The sequence below is a fragment of the Mesorhizobium sp. M3A.F.Ca.ET.175.01.1.1 genome, assembly GCF_004791945.1.
In the GTDB taxonomy this organism is placed as follows: Bacteria; Pseudomonadota; Alphaproteobacteria; order Rhizobiales; family Rhizobiaceae; genus Mesorhizobium.
This window is the reverse complement of the sequence record NZ_SRTP01000211.1, coordinates 1-337: the sequence shown is the minus strand read 5'-3', so window position 1 is coordinate 337 and position 337 is coordinate 1. Positions and strand designations below refer to the sequence as shown.

The following is a 337-nucleotide window of genomic DNA, read 5'->3' as shown; positions in this document are numbered from 1 at the left end:
CTCTGCTCAGCGGGCTGACGTTAGCCTTCACCCTTGGCCAGGCCGCCTGCGCGCTGACGCCCGATTTCGCCGCGATGCTCCTGCTGGGCGTTGCGACTGCCGTGGCGCATGGTTGCTATTTCGGCGTCGCCATGGTGGTCGCGGTCGGGCTGGTGCGCGAGGACCAGCGCGGTCGGGCTGTCGCGGTCATCCTCTCGGGGCTGACCGTCTCCAACGTCATTGGCGTGCCGGCCGGAACAGCGATCGGCGGCCTATGGGGCTGGCGGGCGACCTTCTGGGTGATGGGCGCGCTGGGCGTCGTCGCGATTCTCGCCATGCTCGCGCTGCTGCCGCGCAC

Annotated in this window: 1 protein-coding gene; it reads left to right on the top strand. The window is 70.3% G+C overall.

From position 1 onward, the window contains the following. On the top strand, positions 1-337 hold a 337-nt coding region (locus EN818_RS31375), incomplete at both ends, for an MFS transporter (RefSeq protein ID WP_135906686.1).